The sequence below is a fragment of the Vibrio sp. KMM 9700 genome, from assembly GCF_058545285.1.
In genome coordinates, this window is record NZ_CM178589.1 from 1352940 (window position 1) to 1368629 (window position 15690).

The window sequence follows — 15690 nt, forward strand, 5'->3', positions numbered from 1 at the left end:
TTTATTATAAAAAACTAGCTTTACTCAATATTAATACCAATTCCTCTTCAATTATCTAATTGATATGAATACTGACATTTATATTTTTATTGAATATGCCCAAACTTCTTGGGAATAAACCACCTCTATCTTAGAAACTAAAATAAAGGTGGTTAAAGTACTAATTTAAAATTTAATTATTTTGCTTCGTTAACAACAAGATCACCAAAGTATGGGAAGTTCATGCTGTTGACGATAGGTTTGATATCAACATTTGATTTCGCACCCCAAGCAAGGTTTTCCCAGTGTAGTGGAACGAATGCAGCGTCATCATAAAGAATTTGCTCAACTTCTTGCAGCATTCCAGCACGTTTCGCAGCGTCAACTTCAACGTTTGCTTTCGTGATAAGCTCATCCACTTTCGCATTTGAGTAGTGACCACAGTTGTACTGACCTTTACCTGTTTCACTGTTACGCGTCATGGTTAAGAATTCAGTTAAGTTCGCTGAATCTTCAGTATCTGAGTGCCAACCAATCATTAGCATATCTGCCGCACATTTATCAAACTCAGGCCAGTATTGCGCTTTTGGCATAGTTTTTAGGTCAACTTTGATACCGATTTTCGCAAGCATCGCAGACGTTGCTTGAGCAATTTTTTCATCATTGAGATAACGGTTGTTTGGCGCAATCATAGATAAGCTAAAGCCATTCTCATAACCCGCTTCTTTCATTAGCTCTTTCGCTTTTGCAAGGTCATAGCGTGGCGTTAGCTCTGGTTTGTAACCTGCGTAACCTTCTGGGCTTTGCTGACCTGCAGCAGTTGCGAAGCCTTTCATGATGCGTTTTGCAATGCCTTCGTTATTAATCGCATAAACAATCGCTTGGCGAACACGCTTATCTTTAAGCGCTGGGTTTGAGTCTTGGTTTAGTTGGAAAGAAATGATACGCGTACCAGGTAGCGTCACCAGATCAGTCCCTTCATTGTCTTTCACACGCTCAAGATCATTTGGTGCAACCGGTGCAATCATATCTACACCACCAGAAAGAAGCGCAGCAACACGGGTTGCGTTTTCTTTGATTGGTTTAAGCGTTAGGTTATCAACATTACCTTTGCTTTCTGTATCCCAATAATCAGCGAAACGTTCAAAATCAACTTTTACACCTTGCTCGCGCGCTTTAACGATGAAAGGACCAGTACCAGATTCGTTCGTTGAGGCAAATGAGTTGCCATGTTTCACGATCTCGCCTTTATCTTTACCGTTTTCATCTTTACCTGAATAGAACTTGCTATCCATTGGGAAAATGTAAGTTGCTGTTTGTAGAACTAGCGGATACACGTCTTTCGATACAAGATCGATGGTGTAGTCGTCAACTTTAACTAACTTTTCATAAGGTTCGAAAATTGCTTTAAAGTCAGGTGAGCTTTTTAGACGGTTGAACGTCCAAATAACATCATCCGCTGTCATTGGGTTACCAGAGTGGAATTTTACGCCTTCACGCAGTTTAAAGCGCATTGTTTTGTCATCAATTCGCTCCCAACTTGTTGCCAAACGTGGTTCAAATTCAAGGTCTTGGGTATAACGAACAAGCGGATCGAACACCATGTGAGAAAGTTGTAGTGTACCGCCTGAAAGCTGCTCTTGTGGATCAAGTGAAACAGGATCTGCATCATATGCAACTGTAATATCAGCAGCCAAAGCACCAAAGCTTAGACCTGCTGCTGCCATAGCGAGCACTAACTTACTCTTTAATGTTTTCATAGCATAACTCCTTTATGCGGGAATAATTCCCTAACGATATGTTGTTGTGTTTTATATATATTTAAGGTAGTGAGCTTTATCTTAAGCTCTTAAACCTGTAAATTCTGGCATCAAACCGATAAGCTGCTTGCTGTACTCATGCTCTGGCGCAGTATATAACTGCTCGGCTGGCGCAACCTCAAGTAAGGTTCCCATTTTCATCACCCCGATACGATCACACATCTGACGCATCACAGGTAAATCATGGCTAATAAAGAGCATAGTCAGATTTAATTCATCTTGCAGATCTTTCAATAGGTTCAAGATTTGCGCTTGCACCGACACATCGAGTGCCGAAGTTGGTTCATCACAAATCAATAAACGTGGACGAGTTGCCAAAGCACGTGCAATCGAAATGCGCTGACGCTGACCGCCTGAGAATTCGTGTGGATATTTAACCGCAGCCATACGCCCAAGACCAACGTGATCTAAAAGATCATAGACGATCGAACGAGTTTGCTGCTCATTTTCAGTTAACTTATGGAAGCGAATTGGCTCTGCGATAATGTCCAAGATTTTCATTCTTGGGTTCATTGAAGTGTATGGGTTTTGAAATACCATTTGCATTTGACGGCGGAACGGTCTGCGCTCTCTTTCTGATTTAATATCCGTTAAATCAATACCTTCAAATGTCACTTTGCCTGAGTTTGGTTGATATAAACCCGCAATTACACGTGCTATGGTTGACTTGCCTGAACCAGACTCACCCACCAAGCCAAAGGTTTCACCTTCAAAGACTTCAAAGCTTACATTGTTAGAAGCTTGCACATATTCGCGGCGGCTTGGGAAGAAAGAATCTTTGGTCGTAAAGCGTAAGTTAACATCTTCAACTTTAAGCAAAGGCCCAGTATATTCGCGCTGATCTTGGCTTTGACCTAACCAGTGAGATTTAATATCAATCGGCTTATGTTCAACTGCTTCTTCGATGTAGTTAACTAATGGGAAGCGATCGAAGCGTTTATCAGAGCGTGGCACCGCAGAAATCAAGCTACGAGTATAAGCGTGCTCAGGCGTACCTAGCACTTTTGCTGTTTCGCCAAACTCAACTAAATCACCACGATACATCACGGCAACTTTATCTGTGACGTTTGAAACCACACCCATGTCATGAGTCACCAGCATACAGCCTACATTGTTTTTAATGCAGAGCTCACGGATCAAGCCTAAGATTTGATCTTGAATCGATACATCAAGCGCTGTGGTTGGCTCATCGGCAATAATTAAATCTGGTTCACCTGCCAAGGCAATCGCAATTACCACACGTTGACGCATGCCGCCTGAGAATTGGTGCGGATACTGTTTAAGGCGGTTCTCTGGTTGTGGGATACCGACTTGGTTCATCAAGTTCAGCGCACGTTTATAGGCTTCTTCTTCTGTCACCTTCATATTGGCATGAATGGTTTCAGTGATTTGATGCTCAACGGTAAAAAGAGGGTTAAGCGAGGTCATAGGATCTTGGAAAATAAAGCCAATCTTAGAGCCGCGGACTTGTTTCATTTTTTCAGGGCTAAGACCTGAAATTTTTTCACCATCAAGAAAGACTTCACCATCTGCGACATAGCCAGGAGGGCTAAGTAAGTCGATGATCCCATTACCTACGGTTGATTTACCTGCGCCTGACTCACCGACGACACCGACGATTTCACCGCGCTCAATTGAAAAAGAAAGGGATTTCACTGCCAAGTGGACACCATGGCGTGATGGATATTTGATACAAAGATCTTTGACTTCTAATAATGACATGCTTGACCTCAATCACAGTGGCACTAGAATGCTGCACTGCTTGTTCCTTGTCTAAAACTTTATCGTTCAATTTGATCTAAAATTGACATTTTACGATATAAATTTACGAATCCTTCGTCTTCGCGAGTTGATATAAACTGCGAGCTATTTTATTAATTTGACAAAATATTCATCAAATTGCAAACTTTATAGACGATTTATTGGATAAAGTGCAATAAATGAGCATATTTCACCATAAACCAACAAAGATTACAGTCTTGTAACAACTTCATTTATGTGGTTTTTTTACTTATCTAAACCTTAAAATTTAAGCATAAAAAAAGGGCAAATAAAGATTACCCTTTTGATTTCACTATTTTTTTTAGAAAATTAAATAATTATTCTGCAAGCTTAGTTAAAGCCTCTAGACCAACAGGCTCGGTTAACTGCATTGGCACTAATGCGACTCTCTGGCTGAGCGTTTCCACTTTTTGTATTTGTTCTTGCTCTTGATTTGCGCGTTGAATCAGCAATGGCGCCTGAGGGCTTGCCACGGATAAAGCATTGTTGACGACCCAACCCCAAGGAGAAATCCCCGCGCGCTTTAAGTCTTCTTGCAAGTGTTTGGCTTCCAACACTGGCGTTGTTTCAGCTAGCGTGGTAATTAACACCTTAGTTGCTTTTGGATCTTGCAGACGCATCAATGGGGTGGTAAAGCCTTTGCTTTCGCCCATCTTCTTCTCGATTTCTTTATGGTACGCACCGGTAGCATCGAGCAATAATAAAGTATGGCCCGTTGGCGCTGTATCCATGATCACAAACTTACGGCTAGCTTCACGAATCGCACGGGAGAAAGCTTGGAAAGTAGCGATTTCTTCTGTACAAGGTGAGCGTAAATCCTCTTCCAAAAGTGCCAATTCATCTTCAGATAAATCTTTACCTTTCGTTTCAAGTACATGCTGGCGATATTGCTCTGTTTCAGCTTCTGGATCAATGCGGCTCACTTGTAGGTTATCTAACTCACCTTGCAAAGTATACTCTAAGTGCGCAGCAGGATCAGAGGTCGTCAAATGCACCTCAAAGCCTTTTTTCGCAAGGCCGACAGCTATTGAAGCAGCCAAAGTGGTTTTACCTACGCCGCCTTTACCCATCAGCATGACTAGACCTTTTTCGTCTTTGGCGATTTCATCGATCATGCTGGCTAGATTTGCTTTGTCTGAGCTCTGTGGATTTAAATCTGCTTGCGTGAGTTTATCAGTCGCTTCTTGCTCAGAGGCAACTTCACTCACTTCAAGTAAAGATGCCAAGGCATCCAAACCAACCATATTACGCGCTTTAAGCTCAACCTTATCTATGCTCAAGCTTCCAAGCACTTCTGGCAGTCCAGCAACAGCTTTACTTTCTCGCTCAAGAATTGCTGCGGCTAATGGATCCATTTTTGCAGCAGATGCTGGCATCATGCCATTAATGACCAGCGACTGCTTTTGAATACCTAAAGAATATAGCTCTTCATAAGTACGTGCGACTTCTGCTAATGCGCTTTGCTGCGCACGCGCAACTAGAATCAAACGGGTTTGCAGTGGATCGGCTAGCATTTTCACTGCATGCGCATATTGACTACGCTGCTTTTCAAGCCCAGACATAGGCCCAAGACATGAAGCGCCTTCTGGATTATCTTCAATAAAGTTGCTCCAAGCACCCGGCAATTGGAGTAAGCGAATGGTGTGCCCAGTTGGCGCTGTATCAAAAACAATATGATCGAATTTTTCAGAAAGCTCAGGGTTGGTTAGCAAATCAGTAAACTCATCAAAGGCTGCAATTTCTGTGGTACATGCACCTGAAAGCTGCTCTTCGATGCTACGCAGTGCATCAGCAGGTAAGATATTTTGCAATGGCTCAATGATCTTATTGCGATACTCTTGCGCGGCTTGTTGTGGGTTAATCTCAATTGCAGATAAACCTGGTACCGTTTGAATTTCAGTGATTTGATTACCAATTTCTTGGCTAAAGACTTGCGCCACATTCGATGCAGGATCTGTGCTTACAAGTAGCACACGCTTCTTCTCTTTAACTAAAGATAACGCCGTTGCACAAGAGATAGAGGTTTTACCTACCCCGCCTTTACCTGTAAAAAACAGATATGGAGGAAGATCTTGTAAAAATTTCATATCGTCTCCTAGCAGCAATTAGAGGATGAACCACAGCAAGATGATTTTGTTTCTTGCGCTGCTTCTTCCGTACTTACAGTTAAACCATACCAAGCTGCTAATTCGTGACGGCTTGGATAAGTCGCAGAGGCTTTCACTTCATTGCCAACAAGAATAACTGGAAGTTTGTCCGCGCCTTGCTCTTCTAAAAAGCTTTTCACTTGTGCGTTGGTCGCAAACTCCATCGGCTCTTGTGCAAGGTTAAATCTTTTAACTTCAATACCTTGTTTCTTTAGCCAATCTAAATCTGCTGAAAACTGAATTAACTCTTGATCCGCATCCACACCACACACACCACTGCTGCAGCAAAGCGCTGGATCATATACAAATAAGACTGGTGATTCTGCTTTTACACTATTGATTTTCATAACTAGCTCTCTATTTATCAGAAAAGTAGTCAACTAAAGAAACAAATTATCTTGCTGAAGTTGGCTCTTCGAAGGAATACTCTAACATATACGAAATATCATATATGTTAATCCGTATATAAGTCAAGAAATCCAGCTGAGATTAAAGCTAGAATCGTGTATTGATCAAAGCGAGAAGGTTTATCGGTTAAATCTTATGCTTTTTATTTTGTCGCGCATGAGCAAGAAAGAATAGTCTGGAGCTCATTTTCGATCATGCTTAGATTATTTTTAAGCGTCAGAGCTAAAATATCTTTCACCCACTGGGGCAAATCAGGGTTAATTCGATAATGCACCCATTTACCACGACGCTCATCTAGCACTATGCTATTTTTTCTTAGCTCTGCTAAATGGCGTGACACCTTGGGCTGACTTAAACCAAGTGCTTGCATCAAGTCGCAGACACATAATTCACCTTGGCTTTGCATTAGGAGTAAAGATTTCAGTCGCGTTTCTTCTGCGAGGGCTTTATATAAAATAAGTGGGTTCATGATATTGGATCCAAAAAAATTTATGTAAAGATCATAAATGCGTCGATCTATATGTCAATATAATAAAGGCAAGCTTTGTATAGATAGCAAAAAAGCCCCACATTGCTGTGAGGCTTCTTTATAAAATAGCCGGTGAAGAGCCAGTTCTAATATCAGGCGAACCCCCGACCCTCGGGGTTACTAAGCTCCAGATACAAAAAACCTCACATTACTATGAGGCTTCTTTATATAATGGCCGGTGAAGAGCCAAATTCTAATATCAGGCGAACCCCCGACCCTCGGGGTTACCAAACTCCAGATACAAAAAAACCTTGCGATAATCACAAGGTTTCTTTGTTTATATGGTCGGTGAAGAGGGATTCGAACCCCCGACCCTCTGGTCCCAAACCAGATGCGCTACCAAGCTGCGCTATTCACCGAGTATTTCTTTATATCGCTATTGCGAATTGTGCGCGAGTAAAACTCGACTTTAATAATGGGGTGGCTAACGAGGCTTGAACTCGCGACAACCGGAATCACAATCCGGGACTCTACCAACTGAGCTATAGCCACCACTATTCTATATAGTTCATGTTTAAGAAACACAAACTTAAATGTGGTCGGTGAAGAGGGATTCGAACCCCCGACCCTCTGGTCCCAAACCAGATGCGCTACCAAGCTGCGCTATTCACCGAGTATATCCTTGGTTGCGTTATTTTTGAGGTTCAACCCTCCGGTCCCGCTACTACCTAAAATCAGAGATGCACTACCAAGATGTACTATTCACTGATTATTGACGTTTTTTTGAGGATAACCTCTGCTTCCGTCGAAGCATTTAAGGGTCGCTATCTTAGCGTGTTCGTTTTGATAAGTCAATCAAAACTGGAACAAAAGTCCCAAAAAAATGGGGTGGCTAACGAGGCTTGAACTCGCGACAACCGGAATCACAATCCGGGACTCTACCAACTGAGCTATAGCCACCACTGTATTACGTGCTAGACAAATTTTAGCTTCCGAAGTGGTACGCCCGAAAGGATTTGAACCTTCGACCTTTGGCTCCGGAGGCCAACGCTCTATCCAGCTGAGCTACGGGCGCATGCCCTATCGGCGGAAACGAATAATACGGATATCCCCCCCCCGCGTCTAGTACTTTTTTCACTTTTTTTTCTGTTTGCTTGAATTTCAGCCAAATTGAGCAAAAAAGAATAAAAATAAGCTGTGACCAAGCCCATATGATTGGGTTTTTATCATTTATTGCTCGAAATGAAAAAGATACACTGAGTAAAGAAAATATAAAACCCAATAAAAGTGAGTATATGGATATGATTCACAAGTATGTTGCCGTCATCACAACAAGTATTTTGCTTTCTACGCCAGTTTTTGCGTCTTTGACTCAAGAACAAGTCGATGAAATAGATAAACGAACCGCACCTGTTGGCGGTGTCTATATAAAAAGTGATGCACCAGCCGAGCCGAAAGTAGCGGCTGCGCCACGCACAGGTGAAGATGTTTATAAAACCTATTGTACTTTGTGCCACGGAACAGGCTTAAGTGGCGCACCAAAAACAGGAAATGCCCAAGAATGGCAACCTCGACTTGAGAAAGGCATGGATACGCTAAAAGAGCATGCTTTAAATGGCTTTAATGCTATGCCTGCAATGGGTACATGTGGTGATTGTAGTAGCGATGAGTTAGTTGCCGCGATTGAGTTTATGACCAAAGGTATATAGCTAAAATCAAAAAGAGCCAAAACGTTTAATATTTTGGCTCTGCTTTGATCATTTTGATGTCGAAATAATTAATACTATAAATAACTAACACTACAAAGTGGCTCAAGAGCTAGGGGAGAGCTCTTATTTTAAAGATAGACCATAATATAAATATGGCTACTTTTTACCAAATAAATTTGCGCGTAAATTCGCAATATTGGCTTGGCCTTTTGCCATTCGCTCTTCAGGGGTTTCTTTTTTCTTCACTTCATCCCAGTTAACATCATCATAAGGCAGTTCATCTAAAAAGCGACTTTGCTCTGGTTTGATGATTTCACCATATTGACGGCGCTCACGACAACGGGTAAAAGTTAGCTCTTTTTGTGCTCGCGTGATCCCAACATACATCAAGCGTCTTTCTTCTTCGACGTTATCCTCATCAATACTAGTTTGGTGCGGTAGAATCCCCTCTTCTGCGCCCATTAAAAATACATAAGGAAACTCAAGACCTTTCGATGCATGCAAAGTCATCAATTGCACTTGGTCTGCATCATCTTCACCTTCACCTCGCTCCATCATGTCACGTAAGGTTAAGCGCTGAACAACCTCTTTTAACGTCTTTTCTTCTTGATCGTAATTATCGCCTTCGAGATCAGCGACTATCCATTCATATAGCTGAGAAACATTTTTCATGCGCATTTCAGCAGCTTTCGGGCTAGTGGAGCTTTCGTATAACCAATCTTCGTACTTAATATCACGAATCAAACTACGCATTGCTTCAACTTTATCGCCACGCTCAGCATTATCAGCTAACGCCACAATCCAAGCTGTGAATCGACGTAAGTTTTCCAAGCCTCGACCAGATAAATGCTGCTCAAGCCCCAGCTCAAAACTTGCTTCAAATAAACTCTTTTGACGCATATTGGCGTAAGTTCCTAGCTTTTCTAGCGTCACAGGTCCAATTTCTCGTCTTGGTGTGTTAACAATACGCAAGAATGCATTGTCATCATCTGGGTTCACGATAACTCGCAAGTAAGCCATGATATCTTTGATTTCTGCACGCGCGAAAAATGATGTGCCACCCGATATTTTGTAAGGAATACGGTTTTGGATCAAAGACTTCTCAATCAATCGCGACTGATGATTTCCACGATAAAGCACAGCATAATCTTTATACTGGGTGCGCTTTAAGAACTTATGCGCGATAATTTCACCAGTGATCCGCTCTGCCTCATGTTCTTCATTTTTAGCGATTAATAACTTGAGCTGTTCTCCATCGGGGATCTCGGAGAAAAGCGTTTTCTCAAACACGTGTGGGTTGTTGGCAATCAAGATATTTGCGGCGCGTAAGATACGGCTGGTTGAGCGGTAGTTCTGCTCAAGCTTAATCACATTTAGGTTTGGATAATCTTGACTAAGCAAGACTAGATTTTGTGGCTTAGCACCGCGCCATGAATAAATAGACTGATCATCATCGCCAACCACTGTCAGGCGACCACGCTCTCCCACTAATAAACGCACCAACTCATATTGACTGGTATTGGTATCTTGATACTCATCCACTAGCAAATAACGAATTTTATTGCGCCACTTTTCACGTACTTCTTGATTGGTTTTTAACAGCTTCACCGGCAATGCAATCAGATCATCAAAATCTAGCGCATTATAGGCCTGCATTTGCGTTTGATAACGCTCAAAGCAAATTGCAAAAATAACCTCTTGCTCAGATCTTGCCCTCGCTTTCACTTGATCTGGGCTGAGCATGTCATTCTTCCAGTTTGAGATACTCGATAATAGCTGACGTAATAAGTCTTTATCCCCATCCAGCTCCTTTTCAGTGAGCTCTTTTAATAGCGTGAGTTGGTCTTGATCATCAAATAAAGAAAACCCAGCTTTTAGACCTAAGCTTTTATATTCGCGACAAATAATATTAAGACCTAAAGTATGAAACGTTGAGACCATCAGACCGCGCGCCGCTTGCTTATCCAAGGTTTGGCCAACTCGCTCTTTCATCTCACGCGCCGCTTTATTGGTAAAGGTCACAGCTGCGATATGTCTTGCTGCATAACCGCAAGTTTGCACCAAATAAGCGATTTTATTGGTGATCACACGGGTTTTACCTGAGCCTGCGCCTGCGAGTACGAGGCAAGGGCCTGATACATATTTAACAGCTTCGTCTTGTCTTGGGTTTAACTTCATGAAAAGTCTCTTGGGGGTTGGAAGTTTGCTTATTTTTCTACTTGCTAGATTATACCCAAAATACACAAAGATGCAGCAAACAGCTTCCCCTCATAAAGTTGTAAGTAAATATAAATAAACCCCACATTTAAGCTATATTTAACCATTCGATAACAATTTGGCTCTTTTTAATCCTAGCTTTTTATTTAAAAAAACATAAAATGAATGAACGTTCATTCAGATTGAAATTAACTTTCTTTCACGGTGAGCATGTTATGGATTTCGTTTAAATAAGTGAATGGATTATGACCTCTCTTACGCCCTTACAGGCACAGCTAAAGAAACAACAAATTCTTGATTCTGCTGTACATTTAATAGCAAAAGATGGTTTTGATGGCTTGTCGATGCAAAAGCTTGCCAAAGAAGCAGGTGTCGCAGCAGGAACCATTTACCGTTATTTCACGGATAAACAAGATTTACTTGATGAAGTACGCTTTCACACTTTAAAAGGCATTGCTGATATGGTCCAAAAAGGTGTCAAAGACAGCATGCCAATCAAGGAACGTTTTGTTTTAATTTGGAAAAACGTTGGCCTTACCGCTACCACTGACTTTGATAACATTATCAATCGCTTTCAATATGACTCCCTCCCAAACAAACGTTCAGGCTGCTCTAAGCTTGAAAAAGAGCTTTTCTCTAAGATTGAACATATGTTCAACGAAGGTAAAGCAAAAGGGATTTTTAAGCCATTAGATAATGAAATTCTGGCCAGTTTAACCTTGCATGTCAGCATGGCGCTTGCGCGTAAGCATGTGCAAGGGGATTACCATGTCGATGAAGAAGCACTTAATGCAGCAATTGAAGCCAGTTGGGATGCCATCATCATCCATAATTAATCACAAAAATTTTTAGTTTCTCGGCTCAATCAAACGAGTTGGGTGAGCAAATTTAACTTTTATTTCTTCTTATTTAGGGTTGAACAAATGAAAAAGTGGACTTTCGTGATGTTACTCATCGTGCTCCTGTTATTTGGGAGTGTGATTGGGTTTAACCTCTTTAAAAACAAAAAAATAGCTGAATATTTAGCCAACATGCCAGAGCAAAGCTTGCCTGTCACTAGCTTGGTTCTCAAAACTCAAGACTGGGTACCAAGCATTGATGCGATTGGTTTTGTCGAACCTTACCAAGGGGTAACGCTTACCTCTCAAGTAAGTGGTGAAATCGATAAAATTAGCTTTGAATCAGGCCAACAAGTCAAAGAAGGTCAGGTTTTACTTCAGCTTGATTCAAAAGTTGAAGAAGCGAACCTAAAAAGTGCGCAAGCCAAGCTACCTGCGGCAAAAGCTAAATACTTACGCTACCAAAACCTATATCAAAAAGGTTCGGTATCAAAAGAAGCGTATGACGAGTCAAGTGCAAGCTACTTCTCTATGGTTGCCGACATCGAAAGTCTAAAAGCCTCGATTGACCGTCGCCGCGTCACTGCACCATTTGATGGGGTTGTAGGTCTACGTAATGTATATCTAGGTCAATACCTTACAGCAGGCACAGAAGTGACACGTCTTGAAGACACCAGCGTCATGCGCTTGCGTTTTACTGTGCCACAAACAGATATCACTAAGATCCGTGTTGGCCAGGCAATTAATATCTTTGTTGACTCGTATCAAGATCAAACCTTTAAAGGCAGCATCAGTGCGATTGAGCCTGCAGTAAACGCGCAAAGCGGCCTGATCCAAGTCCAAGCGGATATTCCAAACAACGACAATACTTTACGTACTGGTATGTTCGCGCGTGCAAATATCATTTTGCCGACAATCAAAGATCAAATTGCCGTCCCGCAAACTGCAATCACTTATACCTTATATGGCGATAGCATTTACGTGATTGAGAAAAATGGCGATGAAGAGCGCGTTTCGCAACGTGTCGTCAAACTCGGCGAACGTGATGGCAGTGTGGTGCATGTTCTTGAAGGCTTAAAAGCTGGCGAAGAAGTCGTGACTTCAGGTCAAGTACGTTTAAGTAATGGTGTTTTGGTGCATAAAGTTGAAAGCGATGCGACAACGCCACCAAAAGAAACCCCTATGCTTTAATCGGAGGCATTATGCGCTTTACTGATGTTTTTATAAAACGTCCAGTTTTAGCGGTATCTATTAGTATCTTAATTGCGATTATTGGTTTTCAAGCCATCTTCAAAATGCAGGTACGTGAATACCCTGAAATGACGAATACGGTAATTACCGTTAGCACTAGCTACTATGGTGCGAGTGCCGATTTGATCCAAGGCTTTATTACTCAGCCCTTGGAACAAGCCATTGCTCAAGCAGACAATATTGATTACATGACTTCATCCTCAGTACTTGGCATGTCCAGTATTAGTGTGACCATGAAGCTCAATACCGACCCGAATGGTGCCTTAGCCGATGTCTTGGCGCAAACCAACTCGGTTCGCTCGCAATTGCCATCTGAAGCAGAAGATCCAACCGTTTCGATGTCGACCGGCTCGACGACTTCGGTGATGTATTTAGGCTTTACTAGTGATGAGCTTAACTCAAGCCAAATCACGGATTATCTACAACGCGTGGTGAATCCCCAGCTATTTACAATTGATGGCGTAGCTAAGGTAAACCTATATGGCGGTCAAAACTATGCGATGCGTATCTGGCTTGATCCGGCGAAAATGGGTGCATTTGACTTAACTGCAACAGAAGTGATGACGGTATTAAATGCCAATAACTATCAATCTGCCGCAGGTCAAGCAACAGGTGAGTTTGTACTTTATAACGGTGATGCAAATACTCAGGTCGAAACACCTGAAGAGCTCACTGAGCTGATTGTACGCTCATCAAAAGGTCAAGTGATCCGCCTTGGTGACATTGCCAAAGTAACCCTAGCTAAAAGCCATGATACCTATCGCGCAACAGCAAATGGTAACGAGGCAGTGGTTGCTGCGATTGATGCGACGCCAAGTGCAAACCCAATCAATATTGCTGCCAATATTCGTGAGATGCTGCCAGAGATTGAGCGTAACTTGCCAAGCAATATCAAGATGAACATCAACTATGATTCAACGGTATCAATCAACGAGTCGATTCATGAAGTAATGAAGACGATTGTTGAGGCGGCGTTAATCGTATTGGTAGTGATCACCTTGTTCCTCGGTTCATTGCGTGCGGTAATTATCCCTATTATTACGATTCCACTCTCTCTTGTTGGTGTGGCTATGGTAATGCAATCTATGGGATTCTCTTGGAACTTGATGACCTTACTCGCAATGGTATTGGCTATCGGGCTTGTGGTGGATGATGCCATCGTTGTACTCGAAAACGTCGACCGTCATATCAAGCTTGGGGAAACGCCATTTCGCGCTGCAATTATCGGTACTCGTGAAATCGCCCTACCTGTTATTGCAATGACAATTACTTTAGGCGCAGTATATGCACCGATCGCACTAATGGGCGGTGTGACTGGTTCCTTATTTAAAGAATTTGCTTTAACCCTTGCCGGTGCGGTATTTGTATCAGGTATTGTGGCCTTAACGCTATCGCCTGTGATGTGCTCTAAAATGCTTAAAGCACATGACAAGCCAAGTCGTTTTGAGCAAACGGTGCATAAATTCCTAGATAAGATGACAGATAAATATTCTCGCATGCTCAGCGCTGTGATGAAGCATCGACCTGTGTTTGTTGCTTTTGCAATTATTGTCTTTGCAACTTTGCCTGTTCTATTTAAGTTTATTCCATCAGAACTTGCACCATCGGAAGATAAAGGTGTGGTTGTACTGATGGCAACCGGTGCATCCAATGCGAACTTAGATTACTTGCAAAACACCATGGATGACGCCACTGATATCATGATGGCGCAAGATGAAATCGAGTATTCTCAGGTCTTTACTGGTGTACCAAATTCAAACCAAGCTTTTGGTATTGGATCATTGGTACCTTGGAGCCAACGTGAAGCGTCACAAGAAGAAGTGACTAACCGCGTGGGTGAACTCGTAAAAGAACTGCCGGGTATGGCTATTTCAGCGTTCCAAATGCCTGAGCTTCCGGGCGCAGGTAGTGGTTTACCGATGCAGTTTGTCATTACCACGCCAAATAGCTTTGAAAGTCTTTTCCAAGTGGCAAGTGAAGTCTTATTAAAAGCACAAAATAACCCTATGTTTGTTTATTCAACGCTTGATCTAAACTTTGATTCAGCAACCATGAATATCAACATAGACAAAGACAAAGCCGGCGCTTATGGCGTGACCATGCAAGATATTGCAATTACGCTGGGTACCATGATGTCTGATGGTTATGTCAACCGCATCGACTTAAATGGTCGCTCATATGAAGTGATCCCTCAGGTTGAACGTAAATTCCGTTTAAATCCTGAATCGATGAATGGCTACTATGTGCGTAGTGCGAATGGTGAGTCTGTACCTTTGGGTAGCTTAGTTAAAATTGGAGTGAATGCTGAGCCACGCTCACTGCCTCACTTTAACCAGTTAAACTCAGCGACTGTCAGTAACGTACTCGCACCGGGCACATCTATGGGTGATGCGGTTGCATGGTATGAAGAGCTTGCAGAAAATGAACTGCCAAAAGGTTACAACCATGATTACCTTGGTGAGTCTCGCCAGTTTGTGACCGAAGGTAGCGCGCTTTATGCAACCTTTGCATTAGCATTAGCAATCATCTTCCTTGTCTTGGCGATTCAATTTGAGTCGGTAAAAGATCCACTTGTGATTATGGTGTCGGTACCGCTGGCGATTTCAGGCGCACTGATTGTGCTTGCTTGGGGCGCAGCAACCATGAACATCTACTCGCAGGTTGGTTTGATTACCTTGGTCGGGCTTATCACCAAACACGGTATTTTGATTTGTGAGGTTGCCAAAGAAGAGCAGCTATTACATGGCAAAAACCGTATGGACGCAGTGATGGAATCAGCTAAGGTACGTCTGCGCCCTATCTTGATGACAACCGCAGCTATGATTGCTGGTTTGATCCCACTAATGTTTGCGACCGGCGCAGGTGCCGCGCAGCGCTTTAGTATTGGTGTGGTAATCGTATCAGGCCTTGCAATTGGTACTATCTTCACCTTGTTTGTATTGCCTGTTATTTACAGCTATCTAGCAAGTGAACATAAACCACTGCCAGAGTTTGACGAAGACCAAGCTTCACCAATGCTGCCAAATCAAGAATCGTAATTAATTAATTCTCGTGTCATGCGCGAGAGCT

Annotated in this window: 10 protein-coding genes and 5 tRNA genes; 4 read left to right on the forward strand and 11 right to left on the reverse strand. The window is 42.4% G+C overall.

Going from position 1 to position 15690, the window contains the following annotated elements; translation table 11 throughout:
• Positions 1 to 176: 176 nt before the first annotated feature.
• The 10 genes from AC2VOY_RS06030 to AC2VOY_RS06075 all read right to left on the reverse strand — a co-directional run bounded on the left by AC2VOY_RS06030 (position 177) and on the right by AC2VOY_RS06075 (position 7680).
• Positions 177 to 1739 (reverse strand): ABC transporter substrate-binding protein, encoded by a 1563-nt coding sequence (locus AC2VOY_RS06030; protein WP_491830403.1) that lies wholly within the window; start codon positions 1737 to 1739, stop codon positions 177 to 179.
• 81 nt (positions 1740 to 1820) lie between these two features.
• A complete protein-coding gene (locus AC2VOY_RS06035; protein WP_491830404.1) occupies positions 1821 to 3521 on the reverse strand; it encodes a dipeptide ABC transporter ATP-binding protein in 1701 nt (566 codons plus the stop codon).
• Positions 3522 to 3898: 377 nt separating this feature from the next.
• Complete coding sequence (gene arsA / locus AC2VOY_RS06040; protein WP_491830405.1) at positions 3899 to 5668, reverse strand: arsenical pump-driving ATPase; 1770 nt, start codon at positions 5666 to 5668, stop codon at positions 3899 to 3901.
• A gap of 8 nt (positions 5669 to 5676) precedes the next feature.
• Positions 5677 to 6075 carry an arsenite efflux transporter metallochaperone ArsD gene (arsD, locus tag AC2VOY_RS06045; protein ID WP_491830406.1) on the reverse strand — a complete coding sequence of 133 codons (399 nt, stop codon included), beginning with the start codon at positions 6073 to 6075 and terminating at the stop codon, positions 5677 to 5679.
• A gap of 203 nt (positions 6076 to 6278) precedes the next feature.
• Complete coding sequence (locus AC2VOY_RS06050; RefSeq protein ID WP_491833032.1) at positions 6279 to 6608, reverse strand: metalloregulator ArsR/SmtB family transcription factor; 330 nt, start codon at positions 6606 to 6608, stop codon at positions 6279 to 6281.
• 339 nt (positions 6609 to 6947) lie between these two features.
• Positions 6948 to 7024 (reverse strand) — tRNA-Pro (locus tag AC2VOY_RS06055).
• Positions 7025 to 7081: 57 nt separating this feature from the next.
• Positions 7082 to 7157, reverse strand: a tRNA-His gene (locus AC2VOY_RS06060).
• 44 nt (positions 7158 to 7201) lie between these two features.
• Positions 7202 to 7278, reverse strand: a tRNA-Pro gene (locus AC2VOY_RS06065).
• A gap of 211 nt (positions 7279 to 7489) precedes the next feature.
• Positions 7490 to 7565 (reverse strand) — tRNA-His (locus AC2VOY_RS06070).
• A gap of 38 nt (positions 7566 to 7603) precedes the next feature.
• Positions 7604 to 7680: transfer RNA gene (locus tag AC2VOY_RS06075), tRNA-Arg, on the reverse strand.
• Positions 7681 to 7900: 220 nt separating this feature from the next.
• On the opposite strand from AC2VOY_RS06075, the gene AC2VOY_RS06080 reads away from it, so the two are divergent.
• A complete protein-coding gene (locus AC2VOY_RS06080; protein WP_491830408.1) occupies positions 7901 to 8314 on the forward strand; it encodes a c-type cytochrome in 414 nt (137 codons plus the stop codon).
• Between the two features lie 156 nt (positions 8315 to 8470).
• On the opposite strand, the gene rep is transcribed toward AC2VOY_RS06080, so the two are convergent.
• Entirely contained in the window at positions 8471 to 10492 is a 2022-nt protein-coding gene (gene rep, locus AC2VOY_RS06085; protein ID WP_491830410.1) for a DNA helicase Rep, read from the reverse strand.
• A 284-nt stretch (positions 10493 to 10776) separates the two neighbouring features.
• On the opposite strand from rep, the gene AC2VOY_RS06090 reads away from it, so the two are divergent.
• The 3 genes from AC2VOY_RS06090 to AC2VOY_RS06100 all read left to right on the forward strand — a co-directional run bounded on the left by AC2VOY_RS06090 (position 10777) and on the right by AC2VOY_RS06100 (position 15659).
• On the forward strand, positions 10777 to 11367 hold the full coding sequence (locus AC2VOY_RS06090) for a TetR/AcrR family transcriptional regulator (RefSeq protein ID WP_491830412.1): 591 nt from the start codon (positions 10777 to 10779) through the stop codon (positions 11365 to 11367).
• 87 nt (positions 11368 to 11454) lie between these two features.
• A complete protein-coding gene (locus tag AC2VOY_RS06095) occupies positions 11455 to 12561 on the forward strand; it encodes an efflux RND transporter periplasmic adaptor subunit (protein ID WP_491830414.1) in 1107 nt (368 codons plus the stop codon).
• An 11-nt stretch (positions 12562 to 12572) separates the two neighbouring features.
• Positions 12573 to 15659: a multidrug efflux RND transporter permease subunit gene (locus AC2VOY_RS06100; protein WP_491830416.1), complete on the forward strand. Its 3087-nt coding sequence runs from the start codon at positions 12573 to 12575 to the stop codon at positions 15657 to 15659.
• The last annotated feature ends 31 nt before the right edge of the window (positions 15660 to 15690 follow it).

Excerpts from the sequence above, each read along its gene's own strand:
- AC2VOY_RS06030 (WP_491830403.1), bottom strand. The coding sequence starts at position 1,739 with ATGAAAACATTAAAGAGTAAGTTAGTGCTCGCTATGGCAGCAGCAGGT.
- AC2VOY_RS06035 (WP_491830404.1), bottom strand. The coding sequence starts at position 3,521 with ATGTCATTATTAGAAGTCAAAGATCTTTGTATCAAATATCCATCACGC.
- arsA (WP_491830405.1), bottom strand. The coding sequence starts at position 5,668 with ATGAAATTTTTACAAGATCTTCCTCCATATCTGTTTTTTACAGGTAAA.
- arsD (WP_491830406.1), bottom strand. The coding sequence starts at position 6,075 with ATGAAAATCAATAGTGTAAAAGCAGAATCACCAGTCTTATTTGTATAT.
- AC2VOY_RS06080 (WP_491830408.1), top strand. The coding sequence starts at position 7,901 with ATGGATATGATTCACAAGTATGTTGCCGTCATCACAACAAGTATTTTG.
- rep (WP_491830410.1), bottom strand. The coding sequence starts at position 10,492 with ATGAAGTTAAACCCAAGACAAGACGAAGCTGTTAAATATGTATCAGGC.
- AC2VOY_RS06090 (WP_491830412.1), top strand. The coding sequence starts at position 10,777 with ATGACCTCTCTTACGCCCTTACAGGCACAGCTAAAGAAACAACAAATT.
- AC2VOY_RS06095 (WP_491830414.1), top strand. The coding sequence starts at position 11,455 with ATGAAAAAGTGGACTTTCGTGATGTTACTCATCGTGCTCCTGTTATTT.
- AC2VOY_RS06100 (WP_491830416.1), top strand. The coding sequence starts at position 12,573 with ATGCGCTTTACTGATGTTTTTATAAAACGTCCAGTTTTAGCGGTATCT.